Source organism: Streptomyces sp. NPDC015532 (assembly GCF_043078065.1).
Taxonomy (GTDB): domain Bacteria; phylum Actinomycetota; class Actinomycetes; order Streptomycetales; family Streptomycetaceae; genus Streptomyces.
The window spans coordinates 1-17,204 of record NZ_JBIBSY010000001.1 but is presented as its reverse complement, the minus strand read 5'-3'; the positions used below and the strand labels follow the sequence as shown (position 1 = coordinate 17,204).

11 protein-coding genes are annotated in these 17,204 nt (G+C 70.4%); 4 read left to right on the top strand and 7 right to left on the bottom strand.

Annotated elements, in window-relative coordinates; genetic code table 11:
- Window positions 1–116 precede the first annotated feature (116 nt).
- Window positions 117–5,054 (bottom strand): NAD-glutamate dehydrogenase, encoded by a 4,938-nt coding sequence (locus ACF07B_RS00055; protein ID WP_392177195.1) that lies wholly within the window; start codon window positions 5,052–5,054, stop codon window positions 117–119.
- A 648-nt stretch (window positions 5,055–5,702) separates the two neighbouring features.
- Here ACF07B_RS00055 and ACF07B_RS00050 point away from each other — a divergent pair.
- Window positions 5,703–6,266 carry a DJ-1/PfpI family protein gene (locus ACF07B_RS00050; RefSeq protein WP_369481814.1) on the top strand — a complete coding sequence of 188 codons (564 nt, stop codon included), beginning with the start codon at window positions 5,703–5,705 and terminating at the stop codon, window positions 6,264–6,266.
- 49 nt (window positions 6,267–6,315) lie between these two features.
- Here ACF07B_RS00050 and ACF07B_RS00045 read toward each other — a convergent pair whose 3' ends face one another.
- The gene (locus ACF07B_RS00045) at window positions 6,316–6,981 is read right to left on the bottom strand and encodes an HAD family hydrolase (RefSeq protein WP_392177194.1); all 666 of its coding nucleotides are present in this window, start codon (window positions 6,979–6,981) and stop codon (window positions 6,316–6,318) included.
- Window positions 6,982–7,039: 58 nt separating this feature from the next.
- A complete protein-coding gene (locus ACF07B_RS00040) occupies window positions 7,040–7,555 on the bottom strand; it encodes a DUF6912 family protein (RefSeq protein WP_369481816.1) in 516 nt (171 codons plus the stop codon).
- A 340-nt stretch (window positions 7,556–7,895) separates the two neighbouring features.
- On the opposite strand from ACF07B_RS00040, the gene ACF07B_RS00035 reads away from it, so the two are divergent.
- Window positions 7,896–8,480 (top strand): Rv3235 family protein, encoded by a 585-nt coding sequence (locus tag ACF07B_RS00035; RefSeq protein ID WP_392177193.1) that lies wholly within the window; start codon window positions 7,896–7,898, stop codon window positions 8,478–8,480.
- A gap of 370 nt (window positions 8,481–8,850) precedes the next feature.
- Here ACF07B_RS00035 and secA read toward each other — a convergent pair whose 3' ends face one another.
- Window positions 8,851–11,691: a preprotein translocase subunit SecA gene (gene secA / locus ACF07B_RS00030; RefSeq protein WP_392177192.1), complete on the bottom strand. Its 2,841-nt coding sequence runs from the start codon at window positions 11,689–11,691 to the stop codon at window positions 8,851–8,853.
- A gap of 244 nt (window positions 11,692–11,935) precedes the next feature.
- Here secA and ACF07B_RS00025 point away from each other — a divergent pair, with 244 nt between their 5' ends.
- On the top strand, window positions 11,936–12,502 hold the full coding sequence (locus ACF07B_RS00025; RefSeq protein ID WP_369485728.1) for a GNAT family N-acetyltransferase: 567 nt from the start codon (window positions 11,936–11,938) through the stop codon (window positions 12,500–12,502).
- Window positions 12,503–12,636: 134 nt separating this feature from the next.
- On the top strand, window positions 12,637–13,890 hold the full coding sequence (locus ACF07B_RS00020) for a winged helix-turn-helix domain-containing protein (protein WP_392177191.1): 1,254 nt from the start codon (window positions 12,637–12,639) through the stop codon (window positions 13,888–13,890).
- 166 nt (window positions 13,891–14,056) lie between these two features.
- Here the strand turns inward: ACF07B_RS00020 and ACF07B_RS00015 are convergent, their stop codons facing one another.
- The 3 genes from ACF07B_RS00015 to ACF07B_RS00005 form a co-directional block, all read right to left on the bottom strand.
- A complete protein-coding gene (locus ACF07B_RS00015; RefSeq protein WP_369485730.1) occupies window positions 14,057–14,803 on the bottom strand; it encodes a response regulator in 747 nt (248 codons plus the stop codon).
- Between the two features lie 205 nt (window positions 14,804–15,008).
- Window positions 15,009–15,701: a ribosome hibernation-promoting factor, HPF/YfiA family gene (hpf, locus tag ACF07B_RS00010; protein ID WP_382790406.1), complete on the bottom strand. Its 693-nt coding sequence runs from the start codon at window positions 15,699–15,701 to the stop codon at window positions 15,009–15,011.
- A 315-nt stretch (window positions 15,702–16,016) separates the two neighbouring features.
- Window positions 16,017–16,943, bottom strand: coding sequence for a ComF family protein (locus tag ACF07B_RS00005; protein WP_392177190.1), 927 nt, complete (start codon window positions 16,941–16,943; stop codon window positions 16,017–16,019).
- Between the last annotated feature and the right edge of the window lie 261 nt (window positions 16,944–17,204).

Genomic DNA, 17,204 nt, shown 5'->3' with positions numbered 1-17,204 from the left:
GGAATGTGGTCGGAGAGCACCTGAGACAGGCAAGGAGACCGGGGCGCGCCTCTCGCACACGAAACGGGGGCGCCCCGAGCCGTCACCGGCTCGGGGCGCCCCCGTTCGCGTACAGATCAGGAATGCGAGCGCAGCAGGGTCCGCATCGTCCGCATCGCCACCGACAGGTTGGCGAGGTCGAACGAGTCCGAGCCCTGGATCTCGTCCAGGGTGGTGCGGGCCCGCCCGAGGATCGCCGCGTTCTTCTCCTCCCAGGCCTCGAAGCGCTGCTCGGGAGTGGAGGCCCCGTTGCCCACCGCCAGGACGTCGGCGGTCAGGGCCGCGTGGGCCGCGTACAGGTCCTCGCGGATCGACGCGCGGGCCATGGACTGCCAGCGGTCGGCACGCGGCAGCTCGATGATGCGGTCCATGAGCTGGGTGATCCCGAGACGGTCGGCGAGGTCGTAGTAGACCTCGGCGACGGCCATCGGGTCCTGGCCCGTGCGGTCGGCCACCGAGACGATGTCCAGCGCCGGGAAGGCGGAGGAGAACCCGGCCACACGGGTGGCGAGTTCGTCCGGCACACCGGCGTCCGACAGCTCGTCGTAGATCTGCTGGTACCACTCCAGGTCCGCGCCGCGGACCAGCTTGGGCAGCTCCGACCACACCTGCTCGACACCGTCGGTGAAGAAGCTGATCGTCTCGGCGAGCTGGAGCGGCTGCGGCCGGTTGTTGAGCAGCCAGCGGGTGCCGCGCTCGACGAGACGGCGCGAGTGCAGCCGGATCCGGGTCTGCACGTCGGCGGCGACGACATTGTCGAGCGCCTCCACCGCGTCCCACACCGCGCTGGAGTTGAAGATCGCGCGGGCCGCGGTCTGCGCCCGGACGATCTCCTCCAGCGAGGCACCCGTCTCCTCGCGCAGGCGGTGCAGGAAGCTCGTACCGCCCGTGTTGACCGTGTCGTTGACCAGGACGGTCGTCACGATCTCCCGGCTCAGCGCGTGCCCCTCGATCTGCTCACGGAACCGGTCGCGCAGCGCCGACGGGAAGTAGGCGAGCAGCAGGTTCTGCAGGTACGGGTCGTCGGGCAGCGAGGTGGCGAGCAGGTCGACGGAGACCGTGATCTTCGTGTACGCGAGCAGGACCGCCGTCTCGGGACCGGTCAGGCCCTGGCCGGCGTTGAGCCGCTCGCGGATCTGCCGCTCCGTGGGCAGGAACTCCAGGGCCCGGTCGAGGTGCCCCTCACGGACCAGATGGCGCAGGAACCGCTGCTGGGCGTGGAGCATGCTCGGGGACTGGGCCAGCGCGTTGGCGATCGCCGTGTTCTGCGCGTAGTTGTTGCGCAGCACCAGGGCGCCGACCTCGTCGGTCATCTCGGCGAGCAGCTTGTTGCGCTGCTTGACGGTCAGATCGCCGTTGGCCACCACCGCGTTGAGCAGGATCTTGATGTTCACCTCGTGGTCGGAGGTGTCCACGCCCGCGCTGTTGTCGATGGCGTCCGTGTTGATCTTGCCGCCGTGCTGGGCGAACTCGATCCGGCCGAGCTGGGTCAGACCCAGGTTGCCGCCCTCGCCCACGACCTTGACGCGCAGGTCGGCGCCGTCGACGCGGATCGCGTCGTTGGCCTTGTCGCCGACCTCGGCGTTCGACTCGGCGGACGACTTCACGTACGTGCCGATACCGCCGTTCCACAGCAGGTCGACGGGCGCCTGGAGGATCGCCCGCATCAGGTCGGCCGGCGTCATCTTCGCGACGTTCGACTCGATGCCGAGGGCCTCGCGGATGTGCGCGTTGACCGGGATGGCCTTGGCGCTGCGCGGGAAGACACCGCCACCGGCCGAGATCAGCTCGGTGTCGTAGTCGGCCCACGAGGAGCGCGGCAGCTCGAAGAGGCGGCGGCGCTCGGCGTAGGAGGTCTCCGCGTCCGGGGTCGGGTCGATGAAGATGTGCCGGTGGTCGAACGCGGCGACCAGGCGGATGTGCTCGGAGAGCAGCATGCCGTTGCCGAACACGTCGCCGGACATGTCGCCGACGCCGACCACGGTGAAGTCCTGCGTCTGGGTGTTGACGCCGAGCTCCCGGAAGTGCCGCTTCACGGACTCCCAGGCACCGCGGGCGGTGATGCCCATCTTCTTGTGGTCGTACCCGGCGGAGCCGCCGGAGGCGAACGCGTCGCCGAGCCAGAAGTCGTAGCTCTCCGCGACCTCGTTGGCGATGTCCGAGAACGTCGCCGTGCCCTTGTCGGCGGCGACCACGAGGTAGGTGTCGTCCTCGTCGTGCCGCACGACGTCGGCGGGCGGGACGATCTCGCCGGCCACCATGTTGTCGGTGATGTCGAGCAGCGCGGAGATGAAGGTCCGGTAGCTGCGGATGCCCTCGGCCAGCCACGCGTCACGGTCCACGGACGGGTCGGGAAGCTGCTTGGCGACGAAGCCGCCCTTGGCGCCCACCGGCACGATGACGGTGTTCTTCACCATCTGCGCCTTGACCAGGCCGAGGATCTCCGTACGGAAGTCCTCGCGCCGGTCGGACCAGCGCAGACCACCGCGCGCGACCTTGCCGAAGCGCAGGTGCACACCCTCGACGCGCGGCGAGTACACCCAGATCTCGAACGCCGGGCGGGGCGCCGGCAGGTCCGGGATGGCCGTCGGGTCGAACTTCATGGAGACGTACTCGTGCGGCGTGCCGCCGACCGCCTGCTGGAAGAAGTTCGTGCGCAGGGTCGCCTTGATCAGGTGGAGGAAGGACCGCAGGATCCGGTCCTCGTCCAGCGAGGCCACCTGGTCGAGGGCCGCGTCCAGCTCCTCCAGCAGGGCGTCGGTCAGCTCGAGACCGGCGCGCTGGCGCTCCGGCGACATCCGCGCCTCGAACAGCGAGACGAGCAGCCGGGTGGTGTGGACGTTGTTGCGGAGGGTGTCCTCCATGTAGTCCTGGCTGAAGGTGGAACCGGCCTGGCGCAGGTACTTCGCGTAGGCGCGCAGCACCATCGACTGCCGCCAGGTGAGCCCGGCGCTCAGCACGAGGGCGTTGAAGCCGTCGATCTCGGCCTGTCCGGTCCAGGTGGCGGCGAAGGCCTCCTGGAACCGCTCGCGGCCGTCGTCGCCGAGGTGGTCGCCGTTGCCGTTGAGGGACTTGGGCAGGCGCAGCCCGAAGTCGTAGATCCACGCCGTCGTACGGTCCGAGCAGCGCAGTTCGTACGGGCGCTCGTCGGTGACCTCGACGCCCATGCGGTTCAGGGCCGGCAGGACCGCCGAGAGCGACACCTGCTCGCCGGTGCGGTAGATCTTGAAGCGGCGCTCGCCGGGTACCGCGCCCACCGGCTCGTACAGGCTGAGCGCGAAGTCCTTGCTCGCCTCCTGCCCGAGTGCCTGGAGGTGGACCAGGTCGGCGACGGCGGAGCGCGGGGAGTGGTCGGCCTTGTAGCCCTCGGGGAAGGCGTTGCCGTAGCGGCGCAGCAGTTCGGCAGCGCGCTCCTCACCGCACTCGGCGGTCAGCGCCTCCGCGAAGCCGTCGGCCCAGGAGCGGGCGGCCTCGACGAGGCGCGCCTCGATGCGCTCCTTGTCGGAGTCGGAGAGCTGCGGCAGCTCGGTGCCGGGCTCGACCCGGACCACGAAGTGCAGCCGGGACAGGATCGACTCGGTGTTCCAGGCCGTGAAGTCGACGCTGGTGCCGTTGAGCTCTTCCTTGAGGATGTCGATGATCCGCAGGCGCACACCGGTGGTGTAGCGGTCGCGCGGGAGGTAGACGAGGGCCGAGTAGTAGCGCCCGTACTCGTCCTGGCGCAGGTAGAGCCGCAGCCGGCGGCGTTCCTGGAGGTACAGGACGGACGTGACGATCGCCCGGAGCTCGTCGGCGGGGGTCTGGAACAGCTCGTCGCGCGGGTAGGTCTCCAGGATCTGGAGCAGGTCGCGTCCGTCGTGGCTGTTGGGCGAGAACCCGGCGCCGCGCAGCACCTCGTCGACCTTGCGGCGGACGACCGGCACCCGGCGCACGGACTCGGTGTACGCGGCGGAGGAGAACAGGCCCAGGAAGCGGCGCTCCCCGACGACCTCGCCGTTCTCGTCGAACTTCTTGACCCCGACGTAGTCCAGGTACGACGGCCGGTGCACGGTGGCGCGGCTGTTCGCCTTGGTCAGGACCAGCAGCTTGTGCTCGCGGGCTTTGGCCCGGGCGTCGGCGGGCAGCCGCTCGAAGGACGGGCTGACCGGGTGGCTGTCCTCGCCGTGCTGCGGGTCGGAGCGCAGGATGCCGAGCCCGGTGCCGGGGACGGCGGCCAGCGAGTCGTCCTCGCGGAGCTGGTACTCGCGGTACCCGAGGAAGGTGAAGTGGTCGCCGGAGAGCCAGCGCAGCAGCTCGCGGGCCTCCTCGACCTCCTGGTCGCGCAGATCGTCGGCGGTGGGCTCCTTGGGGAGCTCCTCGGCGATCCGCAGCGCCGCGTCGCGCATCTTCTCCCAGTCCTCGACGGCCTCACGGACGTCAGACAGGACGCGCAGCAGATCGGCGGTGATCTGCTTCAGGTCGGCGCGGTCGGTCTCGCGGTCGATCTCGACGTGGATCCAGGACTCGACGTGCGCGTCGTGCGGGAGGTCCTCGGCGGAGGGCCGCGTGGGCAGCACCTCGATGAGCTTGCCGGTGAGGTCGCGCCGTACGACGAACTGCGGGTGGATGACGACGTGGATGCCGCGTCCCTGGCGGGACAGCTCGTTGGTCACCGAGTCGACGAGGAAGGGCATATCGTCCATGACCACCTCGACGACGGAGTGGCTGCAGGTCCAGCCGTTCTCCTCGACGGTGGGCGTGTGCACACGGACGTTGGCCGTGCCCTGCGGCCGCGCCTCGGCCAGTCTGTAGTGGGAGAAGGCCGCTCCGAAGACATCGACCGGGTCGCGGTCGGTGAGGTCCTCCGGGGCCGTGTGCAGGTAGTAGCGCTGGAGGAACGCGAGCACGGTGTCCCGGTCGGGGGTGCCCTCGCCCGTCGTCCCAGTCGGTAGGTGCCCCCCGACCGGGCTGTTCTCAGCTACCCGGGCGGCCCGTTCGAGCAGCTCGGCCTTGGCTTCGTCCAGCTTGGTCTGCATTGTCCTCTGGCTCCTGTCGCGCGCCGTTGCGTGACGTTGAAGGAAATACGGTCTCGTCGCTTCCGACGCAACGCCGCGACGCGGGGTGTCCGGTCTGGTTCGACGCTATGCCGCAAGGGGAGACGGGCGGGGGGGTATCGGTCATTCTGGACCGCCCCGGAGTGTGTGACGCCGCTCTCGGTGACGTCCGTTCCCCGGGTTCCGTCGACCTACGCGGTGCGTTGCCGTCGACGTACAAGCCGCGTCGCCGTCGGCGCTCATCGCGTTTCCGCTCGCGCCTACGGCCGTCGCCATGGTCCCGTCCCGCCCGTGGAGATCAGCGATTGCCGCCCGGTCACGGATGTCGTCCGTGCGCTCCGGGCGCGGGGCAGGGGCGACGATGCCCCCGCGAGATATCGCGCTGATCACGCCACCAGGCTATCGCCCCCGACCGGGGAGTCGTCATGAGCCGTATGTGTACAAAAGCAGGGGGGCAACTTTGACACTATGCACAGGGGCGGAGAGGGCGACGGCATGCAGTGCGGGCCGACTGCGGGCTACCGTCGTCCTACGGACCGTGTTCTGCCCCTTGGCAAGCGCCTCCCCCGGAGGCAGGTTGACCGGGACGGCGAACGCGACGCGCAGGACGGCCGACGGGAGCGCAGCACCATGGCGAAGATCCTCATTGTCACCGGCGACGCGGCGGAGTCGCTGGAAGTCCTCTACCCCTATCAGCGGCTGCGTGAGGAGGGGTACGAGGTGCACATCGCGGCCCCCACCCGCAAGAAGCTGCGGTTCGTGATCCACGACTTCGAGCCCGGCTTCGACACGTACACCGAGAAGCCCGGCTACACCTGGCCGGCGGACCTCGCGTTCGCCGAGGTCGACCCCGGGGCGTACGTCGCCCTGGTCATTCCCGGAGGGCGCGCCCCGGAGTACCTCCGCAACGACCTCGAACTCCGCAAGATCCTGAAGTCGTTCTTCGACGCGGACAAGCCGGTGGCCCAGATCTGTCACGGCCCGCTGCTGACCGCGTCCGTGGACAGCCTGAGCGGGCGCCGCGTCACGGCCTATCCCGCGCTGGAACTCGACATGCAGGCGGCGGGTGCGACCTTCCAGGACGCGGAGGCCGTCGTCGACGGCAACCTGGTCTCCGCCCGCGCCTGGCCGGATCACTCCGCCTGGATGCGTGAGTTCCTCAAGGTGCTGCGCTCGAAGGCCCCGGTGAACTGACGGTCCCGGCTTTCCCGCGAGCCGCCTGTCCGGGAGGCGGGCAGGAGCCTCAGGCCGCCAGCCTGCCGGCCTCCTCGACCGCCTCCTCCAGGCTGTCCACCACGGGAACGCCGGCCGCCTCCAGGCTGGTGCGGCTGTGGGAGCCCCCGGTGTAGAGCACGGCCCCGGCGCCGACGTGCCGTGCGGCCGTCGCGTCGTCCACCGCGTCGCCGATCACCACCACGCCGGCCGGTTCGACACCCACGAGGGCGCCCAGGTGGCGCACCATGTGCTCGGCCTTGCTGCCGCCCGAGGGTCCGGTCCTTCCGTCGACCCGGACGAAGTGCGGCTCGATCCCGAAGCCCCGCACCAGCGGGACCAGGTCCTCGTGCCCGTACATGCTCAGGAGGGACTGGCTGCGGCCGGCCGCCTCCCACCCGGCGAGCAGCGCGGGCACTCCGGCGGTCAGCCCGCACGCCCTGCGGTGCTCGGCGTAGTACCGGTGGAAGGTGTCGTCCATGATCTGCCACTCGATGTCCGTGGGCAGCCGGCCCATCAGCCGCTCGTAGAACTTCGGCACGGGCACGCAGTACATCGCCCGGTACCGCTCCAGGGTGATCGGCTCAAGACCCAGCTCGGCGAAGGCCGCGTTCGTCGCCCCGATGATCGCGTCATTGTCGTGGAACAGCGTGCCGTTCCAGTCCCAGACAATGTGCGCGTTTCCTTGCTTCCCCATACCGAGAAAAGTACCCGCCGCCACCGACAACCTCTCATCGTGGGGGGAATCCGGGCGGCTACTCCCCGAGTCCGACCAGGCCGGGGATCTCCTGCGTGGCGAACCACAGCAGCTCGTGGTCCTCGGCCCCGTCGACGACGAACTGGGCGTCGTCGTCCCCGGCGTCGGCCGCGCCCAGCGCCGCCGCGGCCGCCCTCACGTCCGCCTCGGCGTCGGCCGCGTCGACGTGCACGGCGGCCGCCTTGGCCAGGGTCACGTCCTGGGAGACCCGCAGCTCGCCGAGCGCCGCGGGATCGAGACCCCGGTCGGGGTCGGCGGCCGCGGCCCGGTCCGGAACGTCGACCGCGACGACGACCCGGCGCCGCACGGCCTCCGGATCGGCCGCCAGGAGCCGCAGCGAGGCCAGCGCGGCACGGCTCAGCGCCGCGTACTCCAGTTCCTCGATGTCGTCGGAGAGATACCACTCGCGCAGGGCGGGCGTGACGGCGTACGCGACGAACGGTCCCGTCTCCAGCTCTCCCGACTTGTACGCCTCGGCGAGACCGGAGAGGGTCAGGGGGACGTAGACGCGCATGGCTGGCCGCTTTCGTGGTCGGGGCTCCGAGGGTCACGCGGTGCACTCCGGGGAGGGCGCTCCCACGCCTCGGGGAGGGCCTTCAGGATACGTGCGGGCGTCCCCTTTCGAGGTCCTGGCCGCACCCTCCGCGGCGTCCACTCCACGCCCGCGATTCACCCGGTAATCCCCTTGCCCGCCAAGGGTTCCACCCCTCCCCGTCCCCCTGATAGGTGAACTCTCCCGCGGGCTCGGCGTTCGCCCGCCGTCCTTGCGCGGGCCCCTTCCCGGCTCGTACAAGATCCCCGACACGAAAGTTACCGATCGGTATGCCGGTCCGGACGACGAGCGGGGACGACGCATGAACAAGGTGATGACCAGGATCAGGCGCCACCCGGGCACCCGCCCGCCCGGCCGTCAGGACTCCCGCCGTCCCGGCGGCGCCCCACCGCGCACCCCGGGCACGGGCACCCCCGCCCGGCGGCCGGGAGGCAGCCCGCCGCAGGACACGAGTCCGCCCCCCGCCCCCTCCGCGGGCACCCCGTCGCCCGGCGAGGCCCGGCTGCTCGCCACGACGGCCTCCGAAGCACCCACAGGGCCCGCGCCACGGCCCCGCCCCACCGATGTCTTCGCCGAGCGTCTGCTGGCCGTGCTGAGCGGCGCCCGCCCCGTCCACTGCATGCTGCGCCACACCGCGGGCCGGGCCTACGACGAACTGGTCCGGCTCGCCGAACGCGGCCCCCTGCGCACCCGCGGCACCCGCCCCGTCGTCCGGGACATCGGCTACTACGTCGCACGCCCCGGCGCCGTCGAGGCCTTCGCCCGCATCGGCGCCGGCGACCAGCTCCGCGCCATGGCCTTCCGGCTGGAGCAGGGCCCGGACCTCCGCTGGCGCTGCACCGCGATCGAACTCGGCGGCCCCCGCACACCCCGCGCGACCGACTGAACGCCACCGGGACATCGGGACACTGGGGCGCCGGAACACTGGGGCGCTGGGGCGCTGGGGCGCTGGGGCGCTGGGACGCCGGGGCACCGGGACACCGGGGCGCCGGAACACTGCGGCACCGGGACACCGCGACGCCGGAACACCGGGACGCCGGAACACCGGGGCACCGGGGCACCGGGGCACCGCGACGCCGGAACACCGAGGCACCGGAACACCGGAACACCGAGGCACCGGGACAGCGGGGCGCCGGGACAGTGGGGCGCCGGGGCGCCGGCATCCGGGCCCGAGACACGGCAGGGGCCGGACACCTGGTGTCCGGCCCCTGCCGTGTCATCGGTCGCGCGCGGCGGCGGTCACCCGCCGCCCTCACTCACTTCTTGCGGCGGCGCACGCCACCCTTCTGCGCCTTGCGGCGCTCCGCGCGCGTGAGGCCGTCCGCTTCGGACCGCACCGGCTCGTCGTTGGCGAAGTCGCCCTCGACGATGCCGCCCTCGCCGTCCACGGTCGGCGCGGAGAAGTGCAGCCGGTCCGGACGCTGCGGGGCGTCGAGGCCCTTGGCGCGGATCTCGGGGCGGCCGGCGCCCGCGGGAACGGCTTCCTGCTTGGCCAGGGACGGCGCGGAGTCCTCGACCAGGACCTCCTCGACCTGCTGCTCGACCTGGACCTCCAGGTTGAACAGGTAGCCGACGGACTCCTCCTTGATGCCGTCCATCATGGCGCTGAACATGTCGAAGCCCTCGCGCTGGTACTCGACCAGCGGGTCCTTCTGGGCCATCGCACGCAGGCCGATGCCCTCCTGGAGATAGTCCATCTCGTAGAGGTGCTCACGCCACTTGCGGTCCAGGACCGACAGCACGACCCGGCGCTCCAGCTCACGCATGATCTCGGAGCCGAGCTGCTCCTCGCGGGCCGCGTACTGGTCGTGGATGTCGTCCTTGATGGACTCGGAGATGAACTCGGCGGTCAGACCGGCGCGGTCGCCGGCCTCCTCCTCCATCTCGTCGACGGTGACCTTCACCGGGTAGAGCTGCTTGAACGCGCCCCACAGCCGGTCGAGGTCCCACTCCTCGGCGAAGCCCTCGGCGGTCTCGGCGCCGATGTAGGCGTCGATGGTGTCGTCCATGAAGTGCTGGATCTGCTCCTGGAGGTCCTCGCCCTCCAGGACGCGACGGCGCTCGCCGTAGATGACCTCGCGCTGCCGGTTGAGCACCTCGTCGTACTTCAGGACGTTCTTACGGGTCTCGAAGTTCTGCTGCTCGACCTGCGACTGGGCGGACGCGATCGCGCGCGTGACCATCTTGTTCTCGATCGGCACGTCGTCCGGGACGTTCGCCATCGACATGACGCGCTCGACCATCTGCGCCTTGAACAGGCGCATCAGGTCGTCACCCAGGGAGAGGTAGAAGCGGGACTCGCCCGGGTCGCCCTGTCGGCCGGAACGACCGCGCAGCTGGTTGTCGATACGCCGGGACTCGTGGCGCTCCGTGCCGAGGACGTAGAGCCCGCCGAGGTCCTTGACCTCCTCGAACTCCGCCTTCACGGCCTTCTCGGCACGCTCCAGGGCGGCGGGCAGGGCGTGCGCCCACTCCTCGATGTGCTCCTCGGGGTCGAGGCCGCGCTGGCGCAGCTCCGCCTCGGCGAGGTCGTCGGGGTTGCCGCCGAGCTTGATGTCCGTACCACGGCCGGCCATGTTCGTGGCGACCGTGACGGCACCCCTGCGGCCGGCCTGGGCGACGATCGTCGCCTCCCGGTCGTGCTGCTTGGCGTTCAGCACCTCGTGCTGGATGCCGCGCTTGGAGAGCTGCTGCGAGAGGTACTCGGACTTCTCGACCGAGGTGGTGCCGACCAGGATCGGCTGGCCCTTCTCGTGCTTCTCGGCGATGTCGTCGACGACCGCCTCGAACTTGGCGACCTCGGTGCGGTAGATCAGGTCGGACTGGTCCTTGCGGACCATCGGCCTGTTGGTCGGGATCGGGACGACGCCGAGCTTGTAGATCTGGTGGAACTCGGCGGCCTCGGTCATCGCCGTACCGGTCATGCCGGAGAGACCGGGCATTTCCTTGCCGCTGTGGTCGTGACGCTTGTAGAGGCGGAAGAAGTTCTGGAGGGTGATCGTGGCGAGCGTCTGGTTCTCGTCCTTGATGTCCACCCCTTCCTTCGCCTCGATCGCCTGGTGCATGCCCTCGTTGTAGCGGCGGCCGGCGAGGATACGGCCGGTGTGCTCGTCAACGATCATGACTTCGCCGTCCATGACGACGTAGTCCTTGTCCTTCTTGAACAGTTCCTTGGCCTTGATGGCGTTGTTCAGATAACCGACGAGCGGGGTGTTCACCGACTCGTAGAGGTTGTCGATGCCAAGCCAGTCCTCGACCTTGGCGACGCCGGGCTCGTGGATGGCGACGGTGCGCTTCTTCTCGTCGACCTCGTAGTCGCCGGTCTCCTCGATGCCCTTCAGGGGGTTGCCGGGCTCGCCCTTCTTCAGGCGGGTGACCAGCTTGGCGAAGTCGCCGTACCACTTGGTGGCCTGGTCGGCCGGGCCGGAGATGATCAGCGGCGTACGGGCCTCGTCGACGAGGATCGAGTCGACCTCGTCGACGATCGCGAAGTTGTGGCCGCGCTGGACGAGCTCGTCCTGGGACCACGCCATGTTGTCGCGCAGGTAGTCGAAGCCGAACTCGTTGTTCGTGCCGTACGTGATGTCGCACGCGTACTGCTCGCGGCGCTGGGCCGGAGTCATGTTGGCGAGGATGCAGCCGACCTCGAGCCCGAGGAACTTGTGGACGCGGCCCATCATTTCGGAGTCGCGCTCGGCCAGGTAGTCGTTGACCGTGATGAGGTGGACGCCCTTGCCGGAGAGGGCGTTCAGATAAGCGGGCAGGGTGCCGACGAGCGTCTTGCCCTCACCGGTCTTCATCTCCGCCACATAGCCGAGGTGGAGCGCGGCGCCACCCATCATCTGCACGTCGTAGTGACGCTGGCCAAGGGCACGCTTGGCAGCCTCGCGGACGGTCGCGAAGGCCTCGGGCAGCAGGTCGTCGAGGCTCTCGCCGTCGGTGTACCGCTGCTTGTACTCATCGGTGAGGGCCCTCAGCTCGGCGTCGGAGAGGTCGACGAAGTCCTCTTCGATGGAGTTGACCTGGTCCGCGATGCGGTGCAGTTTGCGCAGGATCTTGCCTTCGCCTGCACGCATGATCTTCGAGAGGACGGACACGGGGGTTTGTCTCCTTGCCGGTCGGGCCTGGGACGGTCGGTTTCAATGACAGTTTCAAATCACAGCTTGAGCAACGGCCATCGTAAGCGAGGACCACACCGCGCCGGGAGGTCTGCCGGTGACAGCCACCAGGACAACGGACAGGGGTCGCCTAAGGTGCCGCGTTCGCTCAGCGAAAAGTAGCGAACCGGTCACCCAGGGCAAAGGAATGGCGTCCTTCCGATTGCCCGAGCAGAATCGGCCGATGGACCCCGTCACGCTGACCACCGATCGTCTCGTCCTGCGCGCCGTGGGCGTGGACGACACCGACGCCGTCTTCGAGGCCGCCCAGGATCCCGACATCCAGCGCTGGACGACGATCCCGTCGCCCTATCTGCGTGAGCACGCGTCAGGCTTCACGGACCAGATCGTGCCCGAGGGCTGGGTGGACGGATCGGCCTTCGCCTTCGGTGTCTTCCTCCCCTCCGGGGAGCTGGTGGGCATGCTCTCCATCACCATGCGCTCCCTCGGCGTCGGCGAGGTGGGTTACTGGGCGACGAAGGAGCACCGCGGCAACGGCTACATCGCCGAGGCCACCGTCGCCGCCTCCCGCTGGGCCTTCACCGACCTGTCCGTCGACCGCGTCGAATGGCGCGCCGAGGTCGGCAACACCGGATCCCGCGCGGTCGCCGAGCGCGCCGGCTTCGTCATCGAGGGGACCCTCCGCTCCGCCGTCAACAACAAGGGTGTGCGCAGGGACTGTTGGGTGGGCTCGCTGCTCCCCTCGGACCTGGGCCTGCCGTCGACGGCGCCGTACCTGCCGGCCAGGTGAACGCCGTGGCGGGTCCCGGAACGGACCTCGCGCCGGCTCCCGTGCGCGGGTCCCGGGCGCGGGTCGCGCGCCCGCGCCGCCGCGGTCCGTCCGGGGACGCCCCCGTTGTCAGTGGCAGCGCCTAACGTGTGGGCATGACGAGTCTCCCGCGTCCCACCACCGAACTCTCCGCGGACGAAGCCCGCCGCATCGCTCTGCGGGCGCAGGGTCTCCTGGGCGCCCCGGACCGCAGGGCGGGCGTCCGCGGAGTCCTGCGGCATCTCGGCGCGGTCCAGCTCGACACGATCTCCGTCCTCGCCCGCTCCCACGAACTGATCCCGTACGCCCGGCTCGGCGCCGTCGGCCGCAAGACCGTCGAGCAGGCGTACTGGACGTCGGCACCGCCCTCCGACACTCCCCCGGCACCGCACGCCTTCGAGTACTGGTCCCACGCGGCCTGCATCCTGCCCGTGGAGGAGTGGCCCCACTTCGCGTTCCGCCGCCGCGCCTACCGCGCCCGCCCGCACTGGAACCACGACCTGCCCGACGGCGCCTACGACCAGGTCCTCAAGCAGTTGCGTGCCGAAGGCCCCCTGACGGCCACGGACTTGGGCGGGGCGAAGAAGACCAGCGAGTGGTGGGACTGGTCGGGCACGAAGGTGGCCGTCGAACGCGCACTGATGTACGGCGAGGTGGTGTGCGTGGAGCGGCGCGGCTGGAAGCGGGTCTACGACCTCGCCGAGCGTGCCATCCCCAAGTCGCTGCTGCACGACGAGCTGGACGACAGGGAGTGCCTGCGCCGCCTCGTCCGCCTGGCCGGACAGTCCCTCGGTGTCGGCACGCGCGCGGACATCGCCGACTACCACCGCCTCAAGCTGGACCAGGTCGACGCGGTGATCGGGGACTCGGGTCTGGTCCCCGTGACGGTGGAGGGCTGGGGCAGGGCTGTGGCCGGGAAGGGCGGCGCGGGGAGTCCGGGGCCACGGCCGGCCGGAGACGCGTGGGCGGACCCGGCGGCACTGGAGACGGTCCCGCGCGGCCGTCACCGCACGACGCTGCTGTCACCGTTCGACTCGCTGATCTGGGAGCGGGCGCGCACGGAGCGAATCTTCGATTTCACGCATCGTCTGGAGGCGTACACGCCGAAGCCGAAGCGGGTGCACGGCTATTTCGCGATGCCGGTCCTGGCCGGTGGCCGGCTCGTCGGCCGGGTCGACCCGGCGCGCGAGGGCCGCACGCTGGTCGCCAGACAGGTCACCCTGGACGACGCGAAGGCGGTCCCGGCGGTGGCGCAGGCCCTGGCGGAGGCCGCGGGCTGGGTGGACTGCACGGATGTCCGGGTCGAGCGGGTGGACGCCCCGGAGCTACGCGAACCGCTGGCCGCGGAGCTCGTACGCATCCTGGGGTGACACCCGGCGGAGTGCGTCGGATGACGTCCGGCGCAGTGGTCGGACCGCGTTTGACGCAGCCGTCGGACAGAACCCGGCCAAGCCGTCGGACGGCACCCGGCGAAGCCGCCTGGCGTCACCCGGCAAGTCGTCGGGCGGGCACCCGGCGGCGCCCCGGGGACGGCCCTCAGCGGATCTCGAGGATCTTCTCGCGCATCGCGTACACCACGGCCTCCATCCTGGAGTGCAGTTGCAGCTTCTCCAGGATGTTGCGCACGTGGTTCTTCACGGTGTTCTCGGAGATGAACAGTTCCTTGGCGATGTCACGGTTGTTCATCCCCGTGGCCACCAGCTTGAGGACCTCCAGCTCGCGGTCGGTGAGCCGCGGCGCGGGCACCAGCCGGCGCTCGTCCGTGCGCTGGATCATCGACTTGAACTCGGTGAGGAGTTTCGACGCCATCGACGGACTGATCTGCGACTGCCCGTCGGCGACCGCGCGGATGGCCGTGGCCACCTCGTCCGTGGAGATCTCCTTGAGGAGGTACCCGGTCGCCCCCGCCTTGATCGCGTCGTAGAGGTCGGCCTCCTCGTCGCTGATCGTCAGCATGATGATCTTCGCGCTGGGGGCCACCTCCTTGATGGAGGTGCACGCCTCGATACCGCCGCGCTTGGGCATCCGTACGTCCATCAGCACGATGTCGGGCAGCAGGTCGGCGGCCTTGTCGACCGCCTCCGCGCCGTCCCCCGCCTCACCGACGACCTGGATGTCCTCCTCGGCGGCGAGGACGATCTCCAGACCGCGGCGGAAGAGAGCGTGGTCGTCCACGACAAGGACCCTGATGGGCTCCTCGCGTGACGAGCCCCCGTCCGGGCCGGAGGCGGCGACTCCGCCGTCGGTGTCGCGCGCACGCATCGGTCCGAAGCTGTCCGCCATCGTTCCTCCCCCTGAAGGCCGTGGCCTGTGTTTCCGCGGCATCGCCAACCCAAGGCAACGACCCACCGGTTGGGCCGGTGCGGCCATGATTCCATGTCCGGACGGCGGCGGGGTGACGGAGCGGGGCGTGAAGTGGTCGCACACCGGTGCCCCTGGGGGCGCACTCGCGCTCCAGGGGCACCGGCTCATCCGTCACCGGGGACGGTCAGCCGCCGAGCGCGCCGCCCGGCGCGTCCGCCCCGCCCTGGGTGACCATCGGGTCCGTGCTGAGGTGGATGACCCCGTAGTCGTACGCATGGCGCCGGTACACGACGCTGGGCTCCTTGGTCTCGGAGTCGACGAAGAGGTAGAAGTCGTGCCCGACCAGCTCCATTTCGTAGAGCGCCTGGTCGAGTGTCATCGGTGCGGCCACATGGGTCTTCTCGCGGACGACGCAGGGGCCTTCGCCCATGATCTCGAGCGAGCCGATCTTCTTGGTGGGTACGGCGTCCGGCTCCTCGTCGTGGACGACGTCACCGCTGCCGTTCAGGGTCGCGGCCCCCGGGACGACGTCGGCGACCTCGGCCGCCGAGATCCTTCCGTTGCCACGGCGGGTGTAGCGCTTGTCGTGCTGCTTGCGCAGCCGGGCCTCGAGCTTGTCCGCGGCCAGGTCGAGTGCTGCATACGCGTCGCTTGCCGCCGCCTCCGCCCGGATCACCGGTCCGCGGGAGTGGAGCGTGATCTCCACCCGGTCACTGCGGTCGGCCTGTCGGGGGTTGGGCTCCTTGGACACCTCGACGTCGAGGCTGATCACCTTGCCATCGAGCTTCTGGATCTTCTCCAGCTTCAGCTTCTCGGCCACGTGCTTGCGGAACCGCTCGGGCACCTCGGTCTTGCGGCCCTTGACGACGATGTCCACGCAGAACTCCGTTCCCGGATAGCCCCGCTCCACTGGCGGAGCATCTCCCTTTTGCACCAGGCTCCGGTGAGCCCCGGAACCTCGGACTCGGTGACTTTCACCTCCTCCTCCCCCAAGGACAAGATCTCCACCCCACCGATGCGGGTGATTGCCGGAAAGTGACGCTTCGGCACTCGGACGCGCGAGGTACGGCCTGCGCCATTGCCTCACAACCGAACATATCTCGCCCGGACGGATGTCGTCACCCTCTACTGATACGTACCTCCGTTCAGGTGAATTGACCCTCTTATTACCTGCAACGATGCAAGTTGTCGGTCAGTTCCGGTTTATTTCGAAGGCGTCCGGCGGTGCCGCGATCACGGCCGAGCGGACCGTTGCACCATTCGTTCCTCCGGCCTGCTCCCTACCCGGGATTCGCCCGTACACCTCCCCCCGTCCCGTCCTCTCACCCGTCCATCGCAGCGCCCGCGCACCCGACTGCGCCGTCCGCACCGCCCGCGCCGCCTCCGCCAACGACGCCCCGGTGGTCATCAGGTCGTCCACCAGCACCACCCGCCCTCCTTCGGCCAGCATCGGTCCGCCACCGGCGACGACCTCCAGGGCGCCGGCCAGATTCACGGCCCGCTGGCGGGAGTTCAGCCCCGACTGGTCGGCCACGGCACGCCGCTGCCGCAGCACAACGAGCACCCGGGCCGGCGTTCCGGTACGCCGCAGCTCCCCCGCCGCCGCGAGCGCGATCCGCCGGACCGGATCGTGCCCCCGCGCCCGAACCGCCCGCCGCGCCGACGGCACGGGCACGAGCAGCACGGGCCCGTGCCCCGCCCCGGCCGCCCGGACCGCCGTTCCAACGGTGTCCGCGCCGTCCCGCTCTCCCCGCACGTCCCCCTTCCCGAACCTCTGACGCCCCTGCGAAGCCATGGGCCGCCCCGCCGGACCAGGACGTCCCGCAGGCTCCAGGCCTGCCCGCACAGCCCCCGCGAGGGCCACGCCCAGGGGTGCCGCCAGTGCCAGCGCACCCCGTTCCTTGTGGGCGAGGAGCATGGCCCGCACCTCGTCCCCGTAGGGAGCCGCCGCGTGCACCACGGACAGCCCCGCCGGTTCGGGCACCGGTCGCACCCGGCACGGAGCGGCCCCTGTCAGGGCGGCACGGCACTCGGGACAGAGCACCACGCGAGGCCTCCCGCAGCCTCCGCACTCGGCCGGCAGCACCAGATCCGTGAGGTCCCGCCACCACCCCCGCATGGCCTCCACTGTGCCAACGGCCGGCCCACTCGGCCACCCCTGTGGAAAACCCTGGACACCGACGGACAACCGCCTGTGGACGGTTCCCGAAACGCCTGTGGCCGGCTCTTGGAACGGCGGTGGGCCGACGTGGGCCGGCCCCACTCCCGAAACGGCGGTGGGGGCCCCCCCGCCCCCCCCCCGCCCCCCCCCGGCCCCCGGCGGGGGGCCCCGGGGAAACCCGCGCCCGCCCCGGCGGGGGCCCCCACCGCCCCCGCAAGG